The organism is Rhodococcus sp. DMF-1, from assembly GCF_021441945.1.
Lineage (GTDB): Bacteria > Actinomycetota > Actinomycetes > Mycobacteriales > Mycobacteriaceae > Rhodococcus > Rhodococcus ruber.
The window spans coordinates 3,025,587-3,043,527 of the sequence record NZ_CP090442.1 but is presented as its reverse complement, the minus strand read 5'-3'; the positions used below and the strand labels follow the sequence as shown (position 1 = coordinate 3,043,527).

Below are 17,941 nucleotides of genomic sequence, written 5' to 3'. Positions count from 1 at the left end.
GCATCGGGTGACGCCCCGATTCCTACCCTGATCTTTCGTCTCGGGGTGTGTCCTCAGCGCTTCTGGGCAAGCGTCTTCTTGAAGACCACCAGGGGCAGCAGCATCCGGGCGACCAGCGCGACGGCCCACACGATCACCGTCGCGAGGATCCAGGTCGCCGCGCCACTGATCTGCAGTCCGTCGCTGACGAGTGAGGTGACGATCAGCGCGACCAGCGTCGAGACGAGCGCGCTGCTGCCCAGGAGCGCCGGGGTCTTGGTGACCGCCAGCTGGCGCAGCAGCGGGTCGACGAGCATCGCCGTCACGGTGAACAGGGCGACGGCGATGACGAAGGCGACGCCGTCGAGCGACATGCCGGGCAGGACCCAGGCGCCGACGAGCAGCGCCAGGGCATTGGCGAGCAGTGCGACGACCGCGGACGCGAGCAGACGGACCATGCGAGGAGAGTAGCCTTCCCGGCCGGGTCGGTGAACCGGAAAGACGATCGGGCGGGCCGGAATCCCGGCCCGCCCGATCGTCGGCGAGAACTCGTCAGTTGCAGACCACCGTCAGGCCCACACCCCGCCAGATCGGCGTCTCGACACGTTCGAACTCGTTCTTCTCGTGGTTGTACTGCATGTCGACCTCGGTGCGGTAGCCCCGGTCGCGCTGCCCGGTGACGTGGCAGTGGCCGGACGCCGTGCCCGCGCGGTTGACCACGCCGTACGGCACGCCCTGCGCCTCGAGCGTGGCCCGGGCGCTCTGTTCGCTCATGCCGACCACGTTCGGGACCGGCCGGGTCGCAGCCTGGGCCGCCGCCGTCCCGGCGCCCAGGAGCACCGCCGCGGTGCACACGGCGGCGACCGAGGCGCGTATCGAACGTCCTGCGCGGTGCGCGGTTTCGGGTACGACGAGAGAACTGCTCGGAGTGGATGTCATGCCTTCGAGCGTGCCGGGCGCAGGACCCGCTCCACATCGGGTGACGCCCCGATCCGCACCCTGAACTTTCTTCTCGGGGTGCGCACCGACGATGCTCCGTAGGATCTGGGAATGGCCGGACCGACGCGGGTGGCGCTCGCCCTGGGCAGCGGGGGTGCCCGCGGCTACGCCCACATCGGTGTGATCGAGGCGCTCGAGGAACGCGGACTCGAGATCGCCGGCGTGGCGGGCTCGTCCATGGGCGCGCTCGTGGGTGGGTTGTACGCGGCGGGCAGGCTCGACGACTACACCCGCTGGGCGACGTCGTTGACGCAGCTCGACGTGCTGCGGCTGCTCGACGTGTCGCTGTCCGCGCCGGGCGCCATCCACGCCGAGAAGATCCTCGACAAGGTGCGCGAGATCCTCGGCGACACCCCCATCGAGGGGCTGCGGATCCCGTACACGGCCGTCGCGACGGACCTGGCCGCCGGACGATCCGTCTGGTTCCAGCGCGGCCCCGTCGACGTGGCGATCCGCGCGTCCATCGCGATTCCCGGCGTGATCACCCCGTACGTGCTCAACGGGCGGGTGCTCGCGGACGGCGGGATCCTCGATCCGCTGCCGCTCGCCCCGATCCTCGCCGCGGGTGCCGACGTCACCATCGGTGTCAGTCTCGGGGCCGAGGAACGCGACGTCGACGGCGGCGCCCCGGCCCACGCGAGTGCGGAGCCGCGACCGGTCGACGAGTGGATCGGCCGATTCCGCCGCAGCGCCGCGCAACTGCTGGAGCGGGACGTCGTCCGCTCGATGGTGGGTCGTTTCGGCGGTGGGCCGGGGGCGCGCAGCGACGCCGCGGAGGACGTGGCATCCGAGGACGCCGAGGTCGTCGACGATCCGGTCCCGGTCCCGAAGCTGAGCCGTTTCGAGGTGATGAACCGCTCGCTCGATCTGATGCAGTCGGCCCTGGCCCGCTACCAGCTCGCCGGGTACCCGCCGGACGTGCTCATCCGCATCCCCCGCAAGTCGGGTCGCAGTCTCGACTTCCACCGCGCGGCGGAGATGATCGCGCTCGGCCGCAGCCTCACCGAGTCCGCCCTCGACGCCGCGGGACTCGGGACCGCGCCGGCGGCCGAACCGCCTGACCCGGACACCGGAACCGCCTAGGCTGAGCCGGTGGAGACCGTACCGATCCAGCTGCCGGGCGGCACGACGACACCCGTTCGCCTGTTCCCCGGTCCGGAACAACCGGCCCGCATCGACGCGCCGCGGCCCGTGGTGGTGATCCTGCCCGGTCTCGGCATTCCGGCGGGCTACTACGAGCCCTTCGCCGACGCCCTGACCGCGCACGGGTTCGACGCCGCGCTCTGCGAGCTGCCCGGACAGGGCGACAGCCGGCCCCGCCCCGGACCCGACAGCGACTACGGCTACCAGGAGCTGGTGGCCGTCGACCTGCCGGCCATGCTGGAGGTGGTGCACGAGCGGTTCCTCGACTCCACCCCGTACCTGCTGGGGCATTCGATGGGCGGGCAGCTCGGGGCGCTCTATGCCGCCCGCAACCCCGGACGGCTCGGCGGGCTGGTCCTCGTCGCCGCGGGGACCCCGTACTACCGCCACCACGCGGGCATCCGCGGGCCGGGTCTGCTCCTCGGGTCCGCGGCGATGTCGATCACCGCGAGCATCGCCGGATTCTGGCCCGGCGACCGGCTCGACGTCGCCGGTTTCGGTCGCCAGTCCCGGCAGCTCATCTCGGACTGGGCGCGCCTGGCCCGGAGCGGGCGTTTCGAGCCCCGCGACGCCGACGTCGACTACGAGCAGCGGCTCGCCGAGCTGAGCCTGCCGGTCCTGTCCGTCACTGTCGAGGGCGACGACCTCACGCCGGTCGCCGCCGCCCGGCACCTGCTCGAGAAGATGCCGGGCGCGGACGTGACGACGTGGCACCAGTCCCGGCCGCTGGGGCACAACGGCTGGATTCGCGACAACGCGGACACCGTCGACCGCATCGCGGCCTGGTTGAAGGACCGGTGAGTTCTACCCGGACAGCATGCGTTCGAGGAACGTGAACGTCAGCGCCGCCTTGAAGGCGGCCTGGGCGTTGTCCGCGGCACCGCCGTGGCCGCCCTCGATGTTCTCGTAGTACCAGACCTCGTGGCCCTGTTCCTCGAGCCGCGCCACCATCTTCCGGGCGTGCCCGGGGTGCACCCGGTCGTCCCGCGTCGACGTGGTGATGAGGATCGGCGGGTACTTCGCGTCCGCGGCGGTGTTCTGGTACGGCGAGTACTCGCGCAGGTAGGCCCACTCGTCGGGGTTGTCGGGGTCGCCGTACTCGGCCATCCACGACGCTCCGGCGAGCAGCAGGTGGTAGCGCTTCATGTCGAGGAGCGGCACCTGGCACACGATCGTCCCGAACAGTTCGGGGTAGCGGGTGAGCATCACGCCCATGAGCAGGCCGCCGTTGCTCCCACCCTGGATGCCGAGACGATCGGCGGTGGTGATGCCCCGCGCGACCAGATCTCGTGCCACCGCGGCGAAGTCCTCGAACACCTTGTGCCGGTTCTCCTTCAGCGCCTGGGTGTGCCACTGCGGTCCGTACTCGCCGCCGCCGCGTATGTTGGCGATCACGTACGTGTACCCGCGTTCGAGCCACGCCAGGCCGACACCGCCGCTGTACGCCGGCACCATCGAGTTCTCGAATCCGCCGTAGCCGTACAGCAGGGTCGGAGCCGGGGACGAGGTGTCGCGGCCGACCACGAAGTACGGAATCCGGGTCCCGTCGTCCGAAGTGGCGAAATGCTGTGTGGCGGTGATGTTCTCGGCTTCGAAGAACGCCGGTGCCTGCTTGATCGACGCCAGCGGCCCGCCGACCGTGCCGGACAGCAGCGTCGCGGGCACGGTGAAACCGCTGGAGTTGAGGAAGAATTCGTCGCTCTCGAGCGGATCGACGTCGATCACGGAGGTGGTGGTCGCGGGCGGCACGTCGTCGACCGGCCGATCGGTCCACCCGTCCACGCCCGGGGTGAGCACCCGCACCTCGGTCTGCACGTCGCGCAGCACGACCGTCAGCAGGTGGTTGCGCGTCCAGGCGTACTGTTCCAGCGAGCTGTGCGCGTCCGGCGCGAACAGCACCGTCATCTCCCGGGAGCCGGCCAGGAAATCCGGGTAGTTCGCGGCCAGCAGGGTGCCCGCCGGATGTCCGAGCCACGGCGACCGGGTCCGGATCAGCAGGTGGTCGCGGTACACGGAGACCTTCGCATCGTCCGGGGCCTCGATCCGGACGAGTTCCCCGTCGGGCCGCAGTTCGAACCGGTGCGACGTGTAGAAGTCGATCGCGCGCTCGACGAAACTGCGCTCGAAACCCGTGCGGTCGTACCAGGCGGAGACGGCGACGTCGGATCTGTCGCCCTCGTACACCGTCTCGGCCTCCGCCAGCGGCGTACCGCGGCGCCAGCGCTTGGCCAGGCGCGGGTACCCGGAGTCGGTGAGCGAGCCGTCGCCGAAGTCGGTGCCGACGTACACGGTGTCCGCATCGATCCAGCCGATGTCGGTCTTCGCCTCCGGCACCGTGAAACTGTCCGGTCCGTCGACGAATTTCCGTGACTCCATGTCGAACTCGCGGATCACGGTGGCGTCGGCGCCGCCGCGTGACAGTCCGATCAGGGCCCGGGACTGGTCGGGTCGCAGCACCTGCGCCCCCGACCACACCCAGTTCTCGCCCTCCGCCTCGGCGACCGCGTCGAGGTCGACCAGCACGTCCCAGTCCGGTTCGTCGCGCAGGTACTGCTCCATGGTGGTCCGCCGCCACAGGCCGCGCACGTGCCGAGCGTCGCGCCAGTAGTTGTACAGATACTCACCGCGGCGCCGCGCGTACGGGATGCGCGCGTCGGTGTCGAGCACCTCCCGGATCCGGGACTGCAGCGTCCCGAACGCCTCCGTGCGGGTGTATTCGTCGACGGTGCGGTCGTTGTGCGCGCGCACCCACCCGAGCTGGTCGTCGCCGGTGACGTCCTCGAGCCAGAGGTGCGGGTCGTTCGTGTCGTCGGCCATAGGCAATTCTTACCCATCCGGCCCGGGACGACCCGGCGGGGACCGCGGGCGCGGCTCCCGCGCCGCGCCCGCCACACTGGCGGAATGCAGTTGCATCCCTCCGACGCCCTGCGGGACTGGCTCGACGACCGTGTCCGCAGCGACCAGTTCCTGCTGTTCTGTTTCGAAGGGGAAGCCGGCGACCCGGACACCCTGGTGACCGAGCTTCGGCATCGGGCGTCGGCCGTCCCCGAACTCCGGTTGCGCGCCGTGCCGGTGCCGGGTCGTCTGGACTATCCGTACTGGGCGGCGGGGCTAGTCGGCGCCGACCGGTTCGTCGTGCACCGGCTGCCGGATCCGTCCTGGCCGGGAGTGCAGCGGGCCCTCGGTGAACTGCTCACCGACCGGCTCGACATCACGACCTCGCCGTGGCGAGTGCACCTGCTGGCCGGCGTGACGGGGGCGCCCCGCTGCGCCACAACCGCAACCGTTGTGGTGCTGCAGGTTTCGCACGCCTTCGCGGACGGGATGCGCGCCTCGGTCCTGGCCCGGGCGTTGCTGTCGGGTGCGGGCCCGGCCGCCGACGGTACCCCGACGGGGCCGGAGGCGCCGTCGGTGCCGGCGATGCTGCTGCGTGCCGTGGCCCGGGTGCCGATCCAGCTGGGCGCACTGCTGGCGACGGGGGTACGCGCGGGCCGCGCCGAACGGGACCTGGCCGATCCGGCTGTCCCGCCGGCGGCCCCGGGATGTCCGCTGAGCGCCGTGAACACCGACCCCGGCCCGGGGCGTGCGGTGCGGACGATCGTGTGTTCCGCGACGGACCTGCGCACGGTGGGGACCGTGACCGTCGGTGCACTGACCGCGATCGCGTCCGCGCTCGGCGAGTTCCTCGGCGACTTCCCGGCCGACCGGCTCGGCGCGGAGGTGCCGGTCTCCGTCGCCCCGAACGGGACGGCGCGCAACTCCTACCGCAGCGCCGGTGTCCGGCTGTTCGCGCACGTGGACGATCCCCGGGAGCGTGCCGCGGCGATCGCCGCCGACCTGGCGCTGCGGCGACGACGGCTCGTGCATCCGGCCGTGGATCTCCGGGACCGTCCGTTCGCGCACCTTCCGGCGCCGCTGTTGCGGTTCGGGCTCGCCCGCGCCGACCTGGGTGCGGTGCCGCGAACCGTCACCGGCAACACGGTCGTGTCCAGCGTGTACCGCGGCGCGGACGACCTGGTGCTCGGCGGGGCCGCCGTGCGCTTCACCGCCGGTTTCCCGGGGTTGTCGCCTGTCATGGGCCTGACCCACGGCGTGCACGGAATCGGCGACGCGGTCACGTTGTCGATCACCACCAGTCCGCAGGTGATCGGGCTTGGGGAGCTGGACCGGTACGAGAGCTTGCTGCGCGGCGCCGTCGCGCGGCTCGCGCGCGCGTAGGGGGCGCCGTCGCGCGGCTCGCGCGCGTAGGACAGGCGCGCCCGGAGGCCCCGAGGTGGCGGGCGAGCAACTGCTTGGTTCGGGGCGGCTCCGGCGGTAGCGTGCCGGTCGGAACCGGATCGACGAGGGAGTGGCGATGGGCGTGTACGCGGTGACCGGGGCGGCGTCCGGCATGGGCGCGGCGAGCGCGGACCGGCTGCGGGCCGCGGGCCACACCGTGATCACCGTCGACCTGAAGGAGGCCGACGTCGTCGCCGACCTCTCGACCCCCGCGGGGCGGTCCGCGGCGGTGCGTCGAACCCTCGAGCGGGCCGGGAACCGGCTCGACGGTGCGGTGCTCGCGGCGGGTCTCGGCCCGGTGCCCGGCAAGGAGCACACCCTCGCCCAGGTCAACGTCCGGGGCGTGATCGAGTTGCTCGAAGGGTGGCGGCCGGCGCTCGCCGCGGCCGGAAACAGCAAGGTCGTGGTGTTCGGGTCGAATTCGACGACCACCACCCCGGCCGTGCCCATGTCGGCCGTGCGGGCGTTTCTCGCCGGCGACCTCGAGAAGGGGGTGCGGCGGGCGGGACGCATCAGGCCCGCGGCCGCCCCCTTCACCTACGCCGCGTCGAAGATCGCCGTCACCCACTGGGTGCGCCGGAACGCGGTGACCCCGGACTGGGCGGGGGCGGGGATCCGCCTGAACGTCCTCGCGCCGGGCGCGGTGTCGACCCCCCTCCTCGACACTCAGCTCGCGAGCCCGGAGGGCGATCGGGTCCGGAGTTTCCCCGTCCCGATCGGGGGGTTCGGTGAGCCGGACCGGATTGCCGAGTGGGTGGAGTTCATGCTGTCCCCGGCCGCCGACTTCCTCGTCGGCTCGGTCGTGGTGGTCGACGGCGGCAGCGAGGCGTGGTTCCGTGCCGTCGACTGGCCGCGACCGGTGCCGGTGCGGAAGGTGCTGCGGTACGTGCGGCGGATGCGGAGCTTCCGCCGCTGACCGGGGGCTGCGCCCGCCGCTTCCGCCACGTTCGGGCCCGTGTGCACGCCCGATTCGTGCCCGGTGCCGGGACTACCGGCGGGTAACCGGACCATCCGCAGACACGCCGGAGCGGCAGGTCTACGCTGTTTGTTCGTGACCTCACACTATGACGTCGTTGTCCTCGGAGCCGGTCCCGGTGGGTACGTCGCTGCTATCCGCGCGGCACAGCTGGGCCTGAGCACCGCCATCATCGAGAAGAAGTACTGGGGTGGTGTCTGCCTGAACGTGGGCTGCATTCCCTCCAAGGCGCTTCTCCGCAATGCCGAACTGGCGCATCTCTTCACGAAAGAGGCCAAGACGTTCGGCATGTCCGGGGACGTGTCCTTCGACTTCGGTGCGGCCCTGGACCGCAGCCGCAAGGTCGCGGACGGCCGCGTCAAGGGCGTGCACTTCCTGATGAAGAAGAACAAGATCACCGAATACGACGGTGCCGGCTCGTTCGTCGACGCCAACACCATCTCGGTCGAGCTCAACAAGAGCGGGACCGAGACGGTGACCTTCGACAACGCGATCATCGCGACCGGGTCGGTGACCAAGCTGCTGCCCGGCACGCAGCTGAGCGAGAACGTCGTCACCTACGAGGAGCAGATCCTCACCCGCGACCTGCCGGGCTCGATCCTGATCGTCGGCGCCGGTGCCATCGGCATGGAGTTCGGCTACGTGCTGAAGAACTACGGCGTGGACGTCACCATCGTCGAGTTCCTCGACCGGGCGCTGCCCAACGAGGACGCCGACATCTCCAAGGAGATCGCGAAGGCGTACAAGAAGCTCGGCGTGAAGATCATGACCGGGGCCGCGGTGCAGTCCATCGACGACGACGGCAACAAGGTGACCGTCGCGATCAAGGACAACAAGTCCGGCAACGTCGAGTCCGTGGTCGTCGACAAGGTCATGCAGTCCGTCGGGTTCGCCCCGCGGGTGGAGGGCTTCGGCCTCGAGAACACCGGTGTCGAGCTCACCGACCGGGGCGCCATCGCCATCGACGACGTGATGCGCACCAACGTGCCGCACATCTACGCCATCGGCGACGTCACCGCCAAGCTCATGCTCGCGCACGTCGCAGAGGCGATGGGCGTGGTCGCGGCCGAGACCATCGGCGGCGCCGAGACCCTCACCTTCGACGACTACCGGATGATGCCGCGTGCGACGTTCTGCCAGCCGCAGGTCGCCAGCTTCGGACTGACCGAGCAGCAGGCGCGCGACGAGGGTTACGACGTCAAGGTCGCCACCTTCCCCTTCACCGCGAACGGCAAGGCCCACGGCCTCGGCGATCCCAACGGCTTCGTCAAGCTGATCGCCGACAACAAGCACGGAGAGCTGCTCGGCGGCCACCTGATCGGCCCCGACGTCTCCGAACTCCTGCCCGAGCTGACCCTCGCGCAGAAGTGGGACCTGACGGTCAACGAACTGGCCCGCAACGTCCACACCCACCCGACGCTGAGCGAGGCGCTGCAGGAGGCCATCCACGGCCTCGCAGGCCACATGATCAACTTCTGATCCCGGCGCGTCGAAGATCCTCCGCGCGGGCAGATCCCCGTTCGGATGTACCGGCCTCAGCCCGCGGTGACCGAAACGTCGCCGCGGGCTGTCGTCGTCTCGGGCAACGACGAAACCTGATTGGATACCCGTGACGCGGGGTACCTTGTCGGCATGGCAGAACGGGGTGCGCGTCCCAGGGTGCATCCGGTGCGCAGAATGATGTTGCGCGCCGTCCGACACCTTTTCACTCCTCTCCGGCCCGACGACTACCTCGAGATGATCAATCCCCTGTGGACCACGAGGGAGTTGCGGGGCCGGGTCGAGCGGGTGGTACCGGAAGGTCCCGACGCGGCGTCCGTGCTCATCCGTCCCGCCTACGAGTGGCGCGGACACCGCCCCGGTCAATACGTACGACTGGGCGTGATCATCGACGGCGTCTACCACTGGCGTGCCTACTCGCTGACCTCCGATCCCGATCCCGAGGACGGGCTCATCAGCGTCACCCCGAAGGTGGTCGAGACCGGCGTGGTCTCGCCGCACCTGGTGCGCCGCATCCAGCCCGGCGACGTGGTGCGGCTCGGCGAGGTCGAGGGCGTGTTCACCCTGCCCGATCCACTGCCTGCGAAGATGCTGTTCGTCAGTGCCGGCAGCGGTATCACCCCCATCATGAGCATGCTGCGCAGCCTGGACCACCGCGACCGCCTCGACGACGTCGTTCTGGTGCACTCGGCGCGCACCGCCGACGAGGTCATCTTCGCTTCCACGTTGCGTGACCTCGAGGCACGCCGGTCCGGGTTCCGGCTGGTGCTGCGGCTCACCGCGGAGCAGGGCCGCATGACGCCGGCCGATCTGGACGAGCTGTGCCCCGACTGGCGGGAGCGGGAGGCGTTCTGCTCCGGCCCCGGCGACATGCTCGACGCATTCGTCGAGCACTGGAACGACCACGGTGATCCGAAAAAACTCCACATGGAGCGTTTCCAGCCGATCATCGGCGGGAATGCGGGATCGGGTGAAGGCGGCACGGTCCACTTCCTCGACAGCGAGGCCGACGTCGAATGCGACGGCGGCACGCCGATCCTGGTGGCGGGCGAGAAGGCGGGTCTGCAGCTTCCGTACGGATGCCGGATCGGGATCTGCCATACCTGCGTGGGCACGCTGCGCTCCGGCAAGGTGCGGGACCTGCGCACGGACGAGGTCGCCGAACCCGTCGGCGCTGCGGTCCGCACCTGCATCCACACCGCCGAAGGCGACATCGAAATCGAGCTGTGAACGGAAGGAACGCGAGATGACGACGGAGATCGAGAGTCCACTCGCGCATCTGAGCGAGGAAACGCTGGACGCGTTGGCGAAGGAGTTCGACGCCATCCACGACAGGGTCTACTCCGAGCTGGGGGAGCGGGACCGTCGCTACATCAAGACCGTGATCGCGACGCAGCGACAGCTCGCCGTCGCCGGCCGTGCGCTGCTCCTGGGTTCGGCGTCGAAGTCGGCCTGGGTCGCGGGCACGGCATGCCTCGGCATGGCCAAGATTCTCGAGAACATGGAGATCGGCCACAACGTCATGCACGGGCAGTGGGACTGGATGAACGATCCGGACATCCATTCGTCGGTGTGGGACTGGGACACCGCCTCGACCGCGGCGGGCTGGAAGCACTCCCACAACTACATCCACCACACCTTCACGAACATCCGCGGCAAGGACAAGGATCTCGGGTACGAGATCATGCGGATCGATCCGCACCAGAAGTGGCACCCGGTCTACCTGGCCCAGCCGTTCTACAACGTGCTGCTCATGGCGTTCTTCGAGTGGGGGGTGGCGCTGCACGACCTCGACCTCGATGCGTTGTGGGCGGGAGAGAAGACGCCGGGGCAGGTGCTCGAGGAGCTGAAGGGCATCGCGGGCAAGGCGCGGCGGCAGTTCGTCAAGGACTACGTGGGTTGGCCCCTGGTCTCGGCCGGCGCGTTCGCGGCCGCGGCGCTGCTGTCGGGAGGGCGGATCCCGCAGCCGCGGACCTCTCGCATCGGACGCCGGCTGCGCGGACTCGGCCGTCTCGGGCGCGGCGGTGCCGCCCCGCGGGCCGACGCCGTCGCCGACGTGCTCGACAAGGTCCTGCCGGGCGTGGAGAAGACGTTCCTGGCCACCCTGGCGGCGGACTTCACCGCCAACATCATCCGCAACGTGTGGTCGCACGCGATCATCTTCTGCGGGCACTTCCCGGACCAGACGTACACCTTCAGCCGGAAGGAGGTGGAGAACGAGAGCCGCGGCGGATGGTACGTCCGCCAGCTGGTCGGCGCGGCCAACATCGAGGGCAGTCCGCTGTTCCACGTCATCAGCGGAAACCTCGGCTACCAGGTCGAACACCACCTCTACCCCGACATGCCGAGCACCCGGTACTCCGAGGTGGCGCCCGCGGTGAAGGACATCTGCGAGCGGTACGGGCTGCCGTACAACACCGGACCCCTGTCGAAGCAGTGGGGCACCGTGCACCGGACGATCCTGCGCCTCGCGTTCCCCGGCGGCAAGCCGCGACCGAAGCCCGGTCCGTACCACAGCGCGGACGATCCGTCGCGCAAGACGGCGCCGAGCGAGGCGGCCCGCTTCCGCAGCCGGCTGCCGGCAGACCACCCGGCCGCCGGTCCGGAGCACGAGCACGGTGGCGTGGAGGTCGAGCCGCCGCCGCGCTGACGATCGCGGATTCGCGCGCCCCTTCGGAATCCGCTCACGTCGTGGCGTGAGCGGATTCCGAAACGCCGTGGGAATCCCGGTTATCCACAGGCTGCGGCTTCATCCCCAGATGTGCCGGTCCGCGCAAAGTCGAGCCGCGGCCGCCCGAGCGGTGCGTCACCCTCCTTGCATGACCGATCCCATCGCCGTGACGAGACAGGACCTCCTGACGCAAGGCGTGCCGGACGACCGGATCCGGGCGGCGCTGCGTGCCGGAGACCTCGTTGCGCTGAAACCCGGCGTCTATCTGCGCCGCACCGACGTCGCGTCCCTCGACGACGTGAGCCGCCACCGGGTCCTGGCGCGGCACTTCGCCGCGGCTCTCCGCCCCGGGGAGGCACTCAGCCACGTGTCTGCCGCCGTCCTGCTCGGACTGGACGTGTGGAACGTCGACCTGCGCCGGGTGCACGTCTCGCGGGCATCCGCGAGCGGGCGCAGGGCCACGTACCTCCACGTGCACGGGACCGACTGGCGCGACGGCGACGTCGTCGCAGTCGACGGCGTCCACGTCACCTCGGTGGCGCGCACCATCGTCGACCTCGCGCGGTCGTTGCCGCTCGACGAGGCCGTCGTCGCCGGGGACTCCGGCCTGCGCGCCGAACCGTCCGCGCGGGAACGCCTGCCGGATGTTCTCACCGCCGCCCGCCACCGCACCGGGGTGTCCCGGGCGGCCGCCGCGGTGCGTCTGCTCGACGGGCGCAGCGAGAGTGTCGGAGAGTCGTTGTCTCGCCTGCGGATGACGCGATGCGGCCTGCCGCGGCCCGAACTGCAACACGAGGTCGTGGCTCGGGACGGACGCCGGTACCGGGTGGACTTCTTCTGGGAAACCCCGGGCGTCGTCGGCGAGTTCGACGGCGCCGGAAAGTACTCCGACCGACGCGACCTCGTGGCCGAGAAGCACCGCGAGGACGCGCTGCGCGATCTCGGCCTCGAGGTCGTCCGGTGGACGTGGGCGGACCTGGAGCGGTTCGACCTCGTCGCCGAGAGATTCGCCCGGGCCGTCGCTCGGAAATCGAAGCGGTGAACCGGAATCCGCCCACGCCGTGGCGTGGGCAGATTCCGAAGTCGCGCACCGATTCAGCGCGTCCGGTAGGCCACCCAGCCGCCGAACTCGGTGATGTCGACGGCGTCCGCCGCGGCGTCGTGCGTGCAACCGAAACCGACGACCCAGCGCCCGTCCGAGAGTTCGACGCTGGTGAGCGTCATCGGAGCGGGCAGTGCGGCCAGGAACCGGCCGAGTCCCGCCTCGGAGACCCGGAAGAGCTCGCCGGCGATCGGCGCGCCCCGGCCCGCGCCGTGCCGGACGAGACCGGGCTTCGGGGGAGTGGTCCTCAGCGCCGTCAGCCGGTACGCGTCGGAGGTGCGGACCTCGTCGACGAACCGGGCACCGATCTGCTCCAGTTGGACGTGCAACGGCTGGCCGCGCAGGTGCGCCCCGAACACCGCCAGCTCCACCCCGCCCGAGACGAACTTCGGCGTGGGGACACCCGTCAGCCGGGCCGCGAGATCGACAGCGACCTGATCGGCGAAGGCCGGCACGACGAACATCACCCCGAAGGGACGATCCTCGGCGGTCGGTGCACCCGGTACCGCGACGGCCGCCATGTCGAGCAGATTGCAGAAGTTCGTGAACGTGCCCATCCGCCGGTTGATCCCGATCGGGTCGGACTGCACCGCCGCGATCGTCGGGTGCTCGGTGGTGGTGGGCAGCAACAGCCCGTCGAACCCGTCCAGCAGGCCCGCCGCGAACGCCTTGGCGTGGGTCAGCGCGTCGAGGTCGGCCACCAGCTCGTGCGCCGCCGGGTGCTCCGCGGCCGCGACGATCGCCGCGACCGTCGGATCGGCTCCGGCGGGGTTCGTCGCCAGGAACTCGCCGACGGCCGCATACCGCTGGGCGACGACGGCGCCGTCGTAGAGCAGTGTCGCGGCCTCCAGGAGCGGGGTGACGTCGACCTCGGTCACCTCCATCCCGGCGTCGCGCGCCGCGCCGACGGTGCGCGCGAATGCGTCCCGGTAGTCGTCGCACAGCGCGACGAGATTCTCGGCGCGCGGAACCGCGACCCGCGGCGACGCGGGCGCCGCGAACGGTACGTCGGCCGGCCACGTCCGGCTGCGCGGGTCGCGCGGTTCCGGCCCGGCCATGACCGCCGCGGCGGTCGCCGCCAGGTCGAGCGACGTGGCGAACACCGTGAGGCAGTCGTAGTCCACGCATGCCGGCACCACGCCGTGGGCGGGGATCACGCCCAGCGTGGCCTTGATCCCCACCAGGCCCTGCAGCGCGGCCGGGACCCGGCCGGAACCCGCGGTGTCGGTACCGATCCCGACGTCCGCGATGCCGAGCGCGACCGCCGTCGCCGAACCCGAACTCGAGCCGCCCGACACCCGTTCCGGATCCCAGGAGCAGCGCACCGCGCCGTACGGGCTGCGGGTGCCGACGAGACCGGTGGCGAACTGGTCGAGATTGGTCTTGCCCAGGATCACCGCGCCGGCGTCGACGAGCCGCGCGACGCCCGCCGCGGTATCGGTGGGGGTGTACGCGAATTCGGGACAGCCCGCCGTGGTCGGCATCCCGGCGACGTCCACGTTGTCCTTCACCGCCACGAGCAGGCCTGCGAGCGGCAGGTGCTCGCCCGCCGCGACGCGCGCGTCCACGGCGTCGGCGTCGGCGAGCACCTCGGCGGCAGGCCGCAGCGCGATCCACACCTCGGGCCGGTCGACGTCGTCGATCCGGCGCAGCGCCGCCTCCGCTCGCGCCCGGCTCGATGTCGATGCAGCCGAGAGTTCCTGTTCCACAACGATGCTCATGCTGCTCCGATCACGAGAAGGGGAGTGCCGGGGGCGACCTTCGCGCCCGGCCCGACGAGGACTTTCAGGACGATCCCGTCCACGGCGGCCGGCACCGGCATCTCGAGCTTCATGGCCTCGAGGATGACGGCGGTGTCGTCGGCGCCGACCTGTTGGCCCTCCGCCACCTCGACCCGCCACACGTTGCCGACCATGGGGGCTTCGACGACGACCGATCCCGCCGGCATCCCGGCGAGCGGGTCGACGGCCTCGGTGACCTCTGCCGGTGTCGTCTCGGCCCGGTCGAACTCACCGGCCGCGTGCCATGCCTGCTTCTCGGTCTCGAACGCCGCGGCCTGACGCTCGTGGAACGCGTCGATGGACTCGGCATTGTCCGCCAGGAACCGCAGATGGTCGGCGAGGGCGAACGTACCCTCCGAGACGTCGGCGTCGAACCGGCCCGCCAGGGACGCGGCGCGGTACTCGAGCAGCTGTTCCGGGCTCACCGGTTCCCATACGATCCGGTCGAAGAAGCGGAACAGCCACGGCTTGCCGTCCTCGAACGGCCCGGACTGCCGGTATCCGGACCAGATCGGTACCGTCCGCCCGATCAACTGGTAGCCGCCGGGGGACTCCATCCCGTAGACGCACAGGTACTTGCCGCCGATGCCCACGGCGTCCGACGGGGTCCACGTGCGTGCCGGGTTGTATTTCGTCGTCACGAGCCGGTGCCGGGGGTCGAGCGGGACGGCCAGCGGCGCACCGAGATACACGTCGCCGAGACCGAGGACGAGGTACTCGGCGTCGAACACCGTGTCCCGGACCTGTTCGACCGAGTCGAGTCCGTTGATGCGCCGGATGAACTCGGTGTTCGACGGCAGCCACGGCGCCGAGTCGCGCACACCGCTGTGGTAGCGGGAGATCGCCTCGGCGATCGACGGGTCGTCGAACGAGAGCGGCAACCGGACGGTGCGGCTGGGCACCACCAGATCGTGCGTGGCCGGCAGTTCCGTCTCGAGGTCCTGCAGGGCCCCGAGCAGGCGGTGCTGGGGCAGCACGTCCGGGTCGAAATGCACGTGCAGCGAGCGCACCCCGGGCGTGACGTCGACGATCCCCGACAGGCGCAGCGCCGCGAGCGCCTCGGACAGGGCGTGCACCCGCATCCGCAACCCCAGGTCGAGCACCATGTCGCCGTACTCGACGAGGATGTTGTCGTCGCCGCCGCGCAGGTACCCCACCTCGGGACGGTCCAGGAAAGCCGGGGTACCGGCCAGCCGGCCGCCGTCGAGCGCGGCGGGCCGCGCCACTGGCGGGACGTCGAGGGCGCGGGTGGCGGCGCCGCGCAGCTCGACCGCCGCCTCGTCGGTGACGGGGACGAACCGCACCGAATCCCCGGGCCGGATCTGCCCCATCTTCCAGCGGTGACCGGAGACGACCGTGAGCGGGCAGGCGAACCCGCCCAGGCTCGGACCGTCCGGGCCGAGCAGGATCGGGGTGTCGCCCGAGACGTTGAGCGCGCCCACCGAGTAGGGGTTGTCGTGCAGGTTCGACGGGTGCAGCCCGGCCTCGCCGCCGTCCGTCCGCGACCAGGTGGGCTTCGGGCCGTCCAGACGGATGCCGGTGCGGTTCGCGTGGGACTGCACCGTCCACGTGGTGTCGTAGAACTGGGCCAGGTCGTCCTCGGTGAAGTAGGCCGGTGCGGGCTGCGGACCCTCGGTGACGGCGAGATGCCACGTGTGGGTGAACTCCGGCCGACGGTCCACGGGTACCGGTGCCGGGGAGGCAAGCGCGCGGGACTCGGCCACACCGAGCACGTCGCCCGTGGCCACGGCCCTGCCGGTGAGGCCCCCGAAGCCGCCGAGTGTGAACGTCGAAGCGCTGCCGTGGTAGAGCGGGGCGTCGAGTCCGCCACGCACCGCGACGTAGGTGCGCAGGCCCTGCTCGGCCGGGGATCCGACGTCGAGCACGCCGCCGGCCGGCACCTCCAGGGGCTCCCACATCGGCACCGGGGTCCCGTCGACGGTGACGACGACCGGGGCACCGGTGACGCACACGAGCGTCGGGTCGGAGAACTCGAGGCGCGGGCCCTGCAACGTGCACTCCAGCGCCGGTGCCCCCTCCGGGTTGCCGACCGCGCCGTTCGCGGCGCGCATCGACAGGTCGTCCATCGGACCCGACGGCGGAATGCCGACCGCCCACAACCCGATCCGGCCGGGGAAGTCCTGCACCGTGGTCATGGTGCCCGCGCGCAGCACGTCGATGCGGTGGCCCGTCGCCCGTACCTCCCGCAGCGTCGCGGTGGTGTGGGTGGCCCCGAGCACCTGCTCCGCCGTGCAGATGCGCCGCAGCTGCGGCAGATTCGTCTGCACGCCGTACAGGTGCGTGTCGTCGAGCGCCTCGGCGAGCGCCGCGAACGCGGTGCGGCGGGACTCGCCGCGCACGATGATCTTGGCGAGCATCGGGTCGTAGAACGAACTCACCTCGGTGCCGGTGTCCACCCACGTCTCGACGCGGGTGTGGGCCGGGAACTCGACGGCGGTGAGCAGTCCGGCGCTGGGCCGGTAGTCGTGCCCCGGGTCCTCCGCGTACACGCGCGCCTCCACGGCGTGACCGAGGATGCGGGGCCCGCTGTCGGGCAGGGCGTCGAGCATCTCGGTCTCGCCCCGGCCGAGCCGCAGCATCCACTCCACCAGGTCCACGCCCGTGACCTCCTCGGTGACCGGATGCTCCACCTGCAGACGGGTGTTCATCTCGAGGAACGAGGCCTCACCGCGTTCGACGTCGTACACGAACTCCACGGTGCCGGCGGAGCGGTAGCTCACCGACGACGCGAGCCGGCGCGACGACGCGAGCAGTTCCTCGACGACCGCGTCGGGCAGGTTCGGGGCGGGCGCCTCCTCGACGACCTTCTGGTTGCGTCGCTGCAACGAGCAGTCGCGCGTACCGAGGCTGATCGTGCGGCCGCGACCGTCGCCGAACACCTGCACCTCGAGGTGGCGGGCGTGGGCGACGAACCGTTCGAGGAACACCCCCGACGAGGAGAAGTGTGCGGACGCGAGACGCTGCACCCGCTCGTACGCGTCCCGCAGTTCGCCCGGAGTGTGGCAGGCCTGCATCCCGATGCCGCCCCCGCCGCCGACGGCCTTGAGCATCACGGGGTAACCTACGGTGTCGGCGGCCGCGAGGGCGGCGTCGACGGACCCGAGCAGGCCGCTGCCCTCGACGAGCGGGACGCCGACGGCGCGTGCCGCCTCTCGCGCGGTGTGCTTGTCGCCGAAGACCCGCAGCTGCCCGGGGGTGGGCCCGATGAACGCGATGCCCGCCTTCTCGCAGGCGTCCGCGAATTCGGCGTTCTCCGAGAGGAATCCGTAGCCGGGATGGACCGCGCCGGCGCCCGCCGACAGGGCCGCCTCGATTACCAGATCCGCCCGGAGATACGACTGCGCTGCCGGGGCCGGGCCGAGACGCACGGCCATGTCCGCCATCTCGACGTGCGCGGCGGACGCGTCCGCATCCGAGTACACGGCGACGGTCTTCAGCCCCAGCGCGTGCGCCGAACGCATGATGCGGCAAGCGATCTCGCCGCGGTTGGC

13 protein-coding genes are annotated in these 17,941 nt (G+C 71.0%); 8 read left to right on the top strand and 5 right to left on the bottom strand.

The features are described from left to right. Window positions 1–53: 53 nt before the first annotated feature. Window positions 54–437: a phage holin family protein gene (locus tag LZP97_RS13885; RefSeq protein WP_048772226.1), complete on the bottom strand. Its 384-nt coding sequence runs from the start codon at window positions 435–437 to the stop codon at window positions 54–56. Between the two features lie 94 nt (window positions 438–531). Further along, on the bottom strand, window positions 532–918 hold the full coding sequence (locus LZP97_RS13880) for a PASTA domain-containing protein (protein ID WP_234574682.1): 387 nt from the start codon (window positions 916–918) through the stop codon (window positions 532–534). Window positions 919–1,029: 111 nt separating this feature from the next. Between LZP97_RS13880 and LZP97_RS13875 the strand changes: the two genes are divergently transcribed. Together LZP97_RS13875 and LZP97_RS13870 are read left to right on the top strand one after the other, a co-directional pair. Then, a complete protein-coding gene (locus LZP97_RS13875; protein WP_010592196.1) occupies window positions 1,030–2,061 on the top strand; it encodes a patatin-like phospholipase family protein in 1,032 nt (343 codons plus the stop codon). 9 nt (window positions 2,062–2,070) lie between these two features. Continuing rightward, window positions 2,071–2,922: an alpha/beta hydrolase family protein gene (locus LZP97_RS13870; RefSeq protein ID WP_017681260.1), complete on the top strand. Its 852-nt coding sequence runs from the start codon at window positions 2,071–2,073 to the stop codon at window positions 2,920–2,922. A gap of 3 nt (window positions 2,923–2,925) precedes the next feature. On the opposite strand, the gene LZP97_RS13865 is transcribed toward LZP97_RS13870, so the two are convergent. After that, window positions 2,926–4,938: a prolyl oligopeptidase family serine peptidase gene (locus LZP97_RS13865; RefSeq protein WP_048772229.1), complete on the bottom strand. Its 2,013-nt coding sequence runs from the start codon at window positions 4,936–4,938 to the stop codon at window positions 2,926–2,928. A gap of 84 nt (window positions 4,939–5,022) precedes the next feature. Between LZP97_RS13865 and LZP97_RS13860 the strand changes: the two genes are divergently transcribed. The 6 genes from LZP97_RS13860 (at window position 5,023) to LZP97_RS13835 (ending at window position 12,588) form a co-directional block, all read left to right on the top strand. Further along, window positions 5,023–6,339, top strand: coding sequence for a wax ester/triacylglycerol synthase domain-containing protein (locus LZP97_RS13860; RefSeq protein ID WP_048772232.1), 1,317 nt, complete (start codon window positions 5,023–5,025; stop codon window positions 6,337–6,339). 136 nt (window positions 6,340–6,475) lie between these two features. Then, window positions 6,476–7,315, top strand: coding sequence for an SDR family oxidoreductase (locus tag LZP97_RS13855; RefSeq protein WP_017681257.1), 840 nt, complete (start codon window positions 6,476–6,478; stop codon window positions 7,313–7,315). A 135-nt stretch (window positions 7,316–7,450) separates the two neighbouring features. Further along, complete coding sequence (gene lpdA / locus LZP97_RS13850) at window positions 7,451–8,854, top strand: dihydrolipoyl dehydrogenase (protein ID WP_048772313.1); 1,404 nt, start codon at window positions 7,451–7,453, stop codon at window positions 8,852–8,854. A gap of 153 nt (window positions 8,855–9,007) precedes the next feature. Further along, window positions 9,008–10,105, top strand: coding sequence for a ferredoxin reductase (locus tag LZP97_RS13845; protein WP_026137882.1), 1,098 nt, complete (start codon window positions 9,008–9,010; stop codon window positions 10,103–10,105). 16 nt (window positions 10,106–10,121) lie between these two features. Further along, on the top strand, window positions 10,122–11,525 hold the full coding sequence (locus LZP97_RS13840) for a fatty acid desaturase family protein (protein ID WP_010592190.1): 1,404 nt from the start codon (window positions 10,122–10,124) through the stop codon (window positions 11,523–11,525). A 169-nt stretch (window positions 11,526–11,694) separates the two neighbouring features. Next, on the top strand, window positions 11,695–12,588 hold the full coding sequence (locus LZP97_RS13835; RefSeq protein ID WP_040270787.1) for a hypothetical protein: 894 nt from the start codon (window positions 11,695–11,697) through the stop codon (window positions 12,586–12,588). A 53-nt stretch (window positions 12,589–12,641) separates the two neighbouring features. Here LZP97_RS13835 and atzF read toward each other — a convergent pair whose 3' ends face one another. Next, complete coding sequence (atzF, locus tag LZP97_RS13830; RefSeq protein WP_048772236.1) at window positions 12,642–14,369, bottom strand: allophanate hydrolase; 1,728 nt, start codon at window positions 14,367–14,369, stop codon at window positions 12,642–12,644. Continuing rightward, window positions 14,366–17,911: an urea carboxylase gene (uca, locus tag LZP97_RS13825; protein WP_412177614.1), complete on the bottom strand. Its 3,546-nt coding sequence runs from the start codon at window positions 17,909–17,911 to the stop codon at window positions 14,366–14,368. Before uca ends, atzF begins: the two co-directional genes overlap by 4 nt. Window positions 17,912–17,941 lie beyond the last annotated feature (30 nt).